Consider the following 6,855-nt stretch of genomic DNA (forward strand, 5'->3'; position numbering starts at 1 on the left):
CTAACGTAAATTAAAACTTTTGAATATGCTGTGACAAGCAAGGTGATACCGCCCTTGAATCAAGGGCGGTAAAATCTTGTACTGATATTGTTAAAATTTTAAGTTTTTTCGATAGATAGCCAGTCGTGAAGAAAGGATGACCCCCTATGATTAAAGGCCGTATTCACTCTCTGGAAACCTTCGGAACCGTAGACGGGCCTGGTATCCGTTTCATTTTGTTTATGCAAGGGTGCTTAATGAAATGTCAATACTGCCACAACCCGGATACATGGGCTTTAGACGAAGGCAGAGAAGTAACCGTAGATGAGATTCTTAAGGAAATCGAACCTTACCTGAATTATTACCGTACTTCCGGTGGCGGACTGACCGTTTCCGGCGGAGAACCGACGCTTCAGGCAAAGTTTGTGGAGCAGCTGTTCACTGAAGTGAAGAAACGTTGGGATCTGCATACGACACTGGATTCCAATGGATATAATGAAGGAGATAAAATTACGGATCTCCTGAACGTAACGGATCTTGTACTTCTGGACCTCAAGCACATCGATGACGAGGCTCATCTCAAACTGACTGGAAAGTCGAATGAACGTACACTAAAGCTGGCTCGCTGGCTGTCCGATCACGGACGCAAGATGTGGATTCGTCTTGTCTATGTACCTGGAATCCATGACAAGGAAGAAGATCTGCTCAATCTGGGCCGGTTTATCGGGACCTTGCAAGGTGTAGAGAAGTTCGAAATTTTACCTTATCATCAGATGGGGGTCTACAAGTGGGAAATGCTTGGCAAGCCCTACGAACTGGAAGGTGTGCCAAGTCCTACGGACGAAGAAGTGCAGCGTGCATACCGGCTTATCGACGAAGGTCGCAAGCAGACGGCTCTTGTATAATATTATTTCGACGCTGAATATAAATTGGGAATTCCGGAGCGAGGTTCCAATTTTTTATAACGGACGAGAGTCACTCTTCCGTGCACAATAGAAGCTGCTCTCACCGTCTGATATTCTTCGGAGCATGGAGCAGCTTTTTTCATGATTTGAGAATGCTATGGATATCGTCATATGAGACTTCATGATTGATTTCCTGGGAAATTAGAATGAGTTACTGCATTTGACCGGATACCATGATATAGATTGGAGCGGAAGAAGCGACAAGCTGGGGGCCATGGAATCTGAAGCTCCTTTATTTTGAGGAATCTTGGATAGCGTACTAAGGATTTAGGTGCTCCTGTCTTAATCCGTTCAGTAAGTGTGGCGGAGTAAAGAAAAACGAGCGGTTAACTAAAAATTTGGCGGCTATGTACATAGATAAAGCAGTTGGTCTCCAGAATTTCGGAATTCAGGAACGCATTTTGGAAGATATGCATCTCTTTAAGGGAGAAGTTCAATTTTTTTGCAAATTTTCTCCATTTTACTGAAACTTTTTGCCTGGGCTTGCGTCTAATACTATGTTTTGTTTTGGGGAAGCCATGTCAAAAGCGCTAGCCGCCTGTGGGCGGCTGTGTTTTTGCCGGGAATATCAGAAGTGGGCGGAGTTTACGCCATTTTAGTTCTTATTTTCAACAAAAAAGGGAGCAGAAGGAGTCATAGTAATGAACGTTAGAAAACTGGCATTAATAGTTGTACTTACGGTGGCGCAAGCCGCCGCCTCAGCAGTTCCGGCATTTGCCGAATCCGCAACAGAGGTACCGGCAGGGACTGCAGTCAAGGTCGCAGCCGCAAATACTACACCTTCCGCTACGCAGATTGGTACCGCCACGGCTACACCGATTACAGGAACGGTGTCCCCGGCGCCAACAGCATCGCCCTCCGCTTCAGCCATGCCTTCATCAACTACAGAAGGATCGCAGGTGGTAGAACAGCCTGGCGTAACTCCGGAACCGTCTGCTTCCGAGTTACCGTCAGCTACTATACAGCCAACTGTCACTGCGACTCCGAATCCTGCCAGCGTCGCCGGCGCGGGTCAGCTTGTGCTGATGATGAACAGCAATAAGATGTATTTGAATGGCGTCCAATATTTGGCGGGCCAGCCAATGGCTGTGAAGAATGGCGTTTCTAATGTGGCCATCCGAGCCATGGTGGAGCGTGTGGGCCTGAAATTGACCTACAATGGAGCAACTAAAGAAACGATCATCATGAAGGATGGCAATGAGCTCCGTTTCAAGACAAACAGCAAGATTTATACGGTGAACGGCAAGGCGACAACAATGAAAGGTCCAGCCTACCAATACAAAAACACCTTTATGGTCCCGCTGACCTCGATTACCCAGGCTCTTGGCATCCCCTATACAGTGGATAGCGTGCAGAAGCGTGTCATTTTGACCTTGCAGACGAAGCCTAAAGCTTCCTTTACGGTGCAGCCAGCCGAGATTTTCGCGGGAGAAACGACCATTAATTACGTGACCAGCAGTACAGCCTTGAACGGTGCTACGATTGTGGACGAGCGCTGGGAAGGACGGCAGGACATTTTTGAGCAGCCAGGAAATTATACAGTTAGTTATTCGGTTTTGGATTCCAACGGCCAGTGGAGTGACCCGTATTCGGTAACCATTAATGTCCTCAAGCCAAATCAGCCGCCGGTGGCGCAGTTTACAACGGACAAAGACGAATACAAGATGGGTGAGCCAATCACGATCACGAATATCAGTTCCGACCCGGACGGCGATCAGTTGACGGAATCATGGTCCAATCGGGCGCTGGCTTTCTTTAATCCCGGTCCCGTCTCGATTCAACTGACGGTCACCGACACCCATGGCCTCAGCAGCACTTTCGAGAAGACGATCAATATTACCAACGAAGTGCTGTACAGCCAGGAGGACTTCAACAAGCTCTTCGTGCCGCTGGGTGACATTTATACGATCAACGGAAGCGAGATACCAAGCTGGAACAAGATCACCTATACTGTGAGTTCTGAGCCCGTGACGCTGATCCGCAGTAACAGCCCCGAAACCGTATATTCGGAAGGCATTGTCTATCAAGAGACAGCGATGGGGGATACCCGGTTGATGGTTCACCATAAGAATTCGATGTCGACGAACATGAAGATGTACGTCATTGCAACGAACAACAACATGTATCCTACTACCATTACGACGCAGCGCTCCGGCTTTGGCGGTCCGCTTGATATCCCTACGGCAACAGGCAAAAAGTCTATCGAAACGTATTATCAGTCCATCCTGACAGGCAGTGCTTATAGCAATGTAACCCTGCAGCCTGGAGAAAGCAAAGCGGTTCTTACCACACTCAGTAATGTGACGATGAAGCCTGGCCAGATTATTTCACTCATGTCCGATGTATTCAGTGATTATCCGGTGAAATATTCCGTGATCATGATTGACGCAACCAAGGACCCGCTGCTTACGCTGCCAACTCTTAGTTACCTGGATCGCGACGGTGTGCATAACCGCGGGACATATGCGGACGCGAACCGTATTATCACGGTAACCGATCCGGTAGGCGCAACACCATCGAGATTGGTACTTGGGGATAACAGCTCCGACAAGAATCTTCCCGGAACGGATGCCCTTTCGGGTACGGAGGCTTCCAACGCGGGCAACTTCGGCGTCGTCTACAAAATTACGCTGACCCGGGTCGCTCCCAATACGCTGATTACACTCAATCCGCGCGGTGGGAAATACCAGGGACCGCTTCTGGTGAACGGTAATATTATTCAGGCTCCGAACTCGAGCGCCGTTGATGCCCCGAACCAGAACAGCGTGCTGTACCGCACCGGTAATATTGAGCAGACGGTAGAAATCATGTTCACCGCAGCTTCCGGAAGCAATCTGCCAATTAATCTATTGTTTATGCCGCTTCCGGCTCAGAAGGCACAATAACCAGAAAACTACTTGGCGTTATATCAATCTTCCCGGCAAAGCGCGTATTCAAACGGCTTGCCGGGAATTTTTTTAAAAGATATCCCTCAATCCGGGGGTGAGCTGAGCTTCATTGACGGCGTCATATTTTTGGGGCATTATAAAAAGAGGGGTTATTTACCTTGAACCTTAACTTTTGGGAGATGAGCTTATGCTGTCGACAGAAGAAATACTAGAAGCCATGTCGGAGCAGGGACTGCGAATCACCGACCAGCGCAAGACGCTTGCCAAATTATTCGGCGAGAGTACAGGATATTTGTCCGCCAAGGATGTATATAAACATATGGAACGCAAGTACAGCGGGCTCAGCTTTGATACGGTCTACCGCAACCTGCGGGTGATGGAAGAGATGGGCGTACTGGAGCAGATCGTCTTTGAGGACGGCATTAAATTCAAAGCCAACTGCAGTCAGGACCATCATCATCATCATATGATTTGTTTGCAGTGCCAAAAGACGTATCCCATTTCCTTCTGCCCAATGAATATGACCGATACGCCCGATCAATTCCGGGTTGTGAAGCATAAATTCGAAGTGTTCGGGTACTGCAGGGAATGTGAGGAGGCTGGCGCGGAAAATAAAGCGGCTCGTGGAGAAGAGGGGAAATAGTTATGGGAATCGGCCGAGCTGCGGTCCAAGCTCCGATCAAGATTTACCGCAAGTACATCTCTCCATTAAAGCCGGCTACCTGCCGGTTTTATCCGACCTGTTCGGCGTATGCGCTCGAAGCGGTGGAAGTGCATGGTCCTCTTAAGGGCTCCTGGCTTGCCGCCAAGCGGATTGCCCGATGCCATCCTTTTCATCCGGGTGGTCTCGATCCGGTACCTCCGGCGAAAGAGCAGATTTCCAGCCAGGAAGCTGCAGGCCCTACTTGACATAGGTAAGCTATATTGGTTATATTTTCAATAATAAAAGTATTTCCGAAGAATGGATGAGTACATCGGGACGCCAGTACAGAGAGCCGGGGCAGGTGCAAGCCGGTCTGGAACGTCAGGTGGAAGATGGTCCGGGAGGAACCGCTCGCGAGCGATTTGAGGCTGCATTGGGCCTTGGCGTAAGCCTGCGGCGTGACCAGCGTTAATGGGCAGTTCCCGCAGCGGGAACTGGATGAGTCGCACTCTGTGAGGAGGCGGAAAATTGGGTGGTAACGCGTGAGGCAACTCTCGCCCCATATGGGGGCGGGAGTTTTTTTGCGGGCAAAAAACACGGTAAAGCAGGTGCGGCGCTCCAGAAGTGCTTGATATAGACGACAAAGTGTCCATGGAGTTCGAATCGGCCGGGTGCACCGGCAGTGCGGCTAATGGCTGCAAGAAAAGAAAGGATGACGGAAATGAGTCAGAAGAACACGTTTTATTTAACAACACCAATCTATTACCCGAGTGACAAACTGCATATCGGACACGCCTATTCGACGGTTGCCGGTGATGCCATGGCCCGCTACAAACGGCTTCGGGGGTATGAGGTCCGCTATCTGACGGGAACGGACGAGCACGGCCAGAAGATCGAACGCAAGGCTGAGGAAGCGGGCAAGACACCGCAGCAGTTTGTGGACGATATCGTTGTCGGGATCAAGGAATTATGGCGCAAGCTAGACATTTCCAATGACGATTTCATTCGCACGACGGAAGAGCGGCATAAAAAGGCCGTTCAGGACATTTTTGACCGGCTGCTGCAGCAGGGGGATATTTATAAAGGCGAGTATGAAGGCTGGTACAGCATTCCGGACGAAACCTACTATACGGAGACGCAGCTTGTGGATATCGTCCGTGACGCGGACGGCAATATTATCGGCGGCAAAAGCCCGGAAAGCGGCCATCCCGTGGAACTGGTGAAGGAAGAAAGCTATTTCTTTAAAATGAGCAAATACGCGGATCGGTTGTTAAAATATTATGAGGAGAACCCAGAGTTTATCCAGCCGGAATCCCGCAAAAATGAAATGATTAACAACTTCATCAAGCCTGGCCTTGAAGATCTGGCGGTATCCCGCACCACGTTTGATTGGGGTGTGAAGGTCAAAGGCGACGATAAGCATGTGGTCTATGTCTGGATCGATGCGCTGACTAACTATATTACCGCTCTCGGCTACGGCTCTGAGGACCGCAGTCTGTATGATAAATTCTGGCCTGCCGATGTGCATATTGTGGGTAAGGAAATTGTCCGTTTCCATACGATTTACTGGCCGATCATTTTGATGGCGCTGGGCGAGCCGCTGCCGAAGAAGGTGTTCGCGCACGGCTGGCTGCTGATGAAGGAAGGTAAAATGTCCAAATCGAAGGGTAACGTAGTAGACCCGGTAACGCTGATCGACCGCTACGGACTTGACGCTCTTCGCTATTACCTGCTGCGCGAGGTTCCGTTTGGCTCCGACGGTACGTTCACGCCCGAAAGCTTTGTAGACCGGATCAACTACGACCTAGCCAACGACCTCGGGAACCTGCTGAACCGCACCGTCGCGATGATCGACAAGTATTTCGGCGGCGAGCTGCCAGCCTATGAAGGTCAAGTAACCGCTTTTGACGGGGAACTGGAAGCAGCGGTTGCCCAAACCTACGCTAAAGTGGAAGAAGCAATGGAAAAAATGGAGTTCTCTGTCGCGCTGGCCGCGATCGGAGCGCTCGTTAGCCGGACGAATAAATATATTGATGAGACGCAGCCTTGGGTACTGGCTAAGGATGAGAGCAAGACGCCGGAACTGGCTTCCGTCATGAGACATCTGGCTGAAGGGCTGCGGACGGCTTCGATTCTGCTTCAGCCGTTCCTGACCCAAGCTCCGGCGAAAATCTGGGAGCAGCTCGGCATAACCCAAGGCGTACTGACCACCTGGGACAGCGGCAAGACGTTCGGCGTGATCCCAGCCGGCACGAAGCTTGTGAAAGGAGCGCCGATCTTCCCGCGGCTTGATGTAGAGCAGGAGGTCGCCTACATCTCATCGGCGATGGGCGGAGGCAAGAAGGCGGCCGAGGCTGGTGCGGAAACCACCGCCGAAGCC

Annotated in this window: 6 protein-coding genes; all 6 read left to right on the plus strand. The window is 50.5% G+C overall.

Going from position 1 to position 6,855, the window contains the following annotated elements; genetic code table 11:
* Window positions 1–146 precede the first annotated feature (146 nt).
* Window positions 147–884, plus strand: coding sequence for a pyruvate formate-lyase-activating protein (gene pflA, locus L691_RS0121155; RefSeq protein WP_025692333.1), 738 nt, complete (start codon window positions 147–149; stop codon window positions 882–884).
* Between the two features lie 701 nt (window positions 885–1,585).
* The gene (locus L691_RS0121160; protein ID WP_025692334.1) at window positions 1,586–3,829 is read left to right on the plus strand and encodes a copper amine oxidase N-terminal domain-containing protein; all 2,244 of its coding nucleotides are present in this window, start codon (window positions 1,586–1,588) and stop codon (window positions 3,827–3,829) included.
* A 190-nt stretch (window positions 3,830–4,019) separates the two neighbouring features.
* Window positions 4,020–4,475, plus strand: a complete 456-nt coding sequence (locus L691_RS0121165; RefSeq protein WP_025692335.1) for a Fur family transcriptional regulator — start codon at window positions 4,020–4,022, stop codon at window positions 4,473–4,475.
* 2 nt (window positions 4,476–4,477) lie between these two features.
* Window positions 4,478–4,741, plus strand: a complete 264-nt coding sequence (yidD, locus tag L691_RS0121170; RefSeq protein WP_025692336.1) for a membrane protein insertion efficiency factor YidD — start codon at window positions 4,478–4,480, stop codon at window positions 4,739–4,741.
* A gap of 56 nt (window positions 4,742–4,797) precedes the next feature.
* Window positions 4,798–4,947: a hypothetical protein gene (locus L691_RS32215; protein WP_156934310.1), complete on the plus strand. Its 150-nt coding sequence runs from the start codon at window positions 4,798–4,800 to the stop codon at window positions 4,945–4,947.
* Between the two features lie 249 nt (window positions 4,948–5,196).
* Window positions 5,197–6,855, plus strand: a 1,659-nt coding sequence (gene metG, locus L691_RS0121180) for a methionine--tRNA ligase (RefSeq protein WP_025692337.1), incomplete at its 3' end; no start/stop codon positions are given.

The sequence above is a fragment of the Paenibacillus zanthoxyli JH29 genome (assembly GCF_000520715.1).
In the GTDB taxonomy this organism is placed as follows: domain Bacteria; phylum Bacillota; class Bacilli; order Paenibacillales; family Paenibacillaceae; genus Paenibacillus_AQ; species Paenibacillus_AQ zanthoxyli.

What these genes read in the sequence shown, in the direction of transcription:
- L691_RS32215 (WP_156934310.1), top strand. Translation starts at nt 4,798, where the DNA reads ATGAGTACATCGGGACGCCAGTACAGAGAGCCGGGGCAGGTGCAAGCC.
- yidD (WP_025692336.1), top strand. Translation starts at nt 4,478, where the DNA reads ATGGGAATCGGCCGAGCTGCGGTCCAAGCTCCGATCAAGATTTACCGC.
- L691_RS0121165 (WP_025692335.1), top strand. Translation starts at nt 4,020, where the DNA reads ATGCTGTCGACAGAAGAAATACTAGAAGCCATGTCGGAGCAGGGACTG.
- L691_RS0121160 (WP_025692334.1), top strand. Translation starts at nt 1,586, where the DNA reads ATGAACGTTAGAAAACTGGCATTAATAGTTGTACTTACGGTGGCGCAA.
- pflA (WP_025692333.1), top strand. Translation starts at nt 147, where the DNA reads ATGATTAAAGGCCGTATTCACTCTCTGGAAACCTTCGGAACCGTAGAC.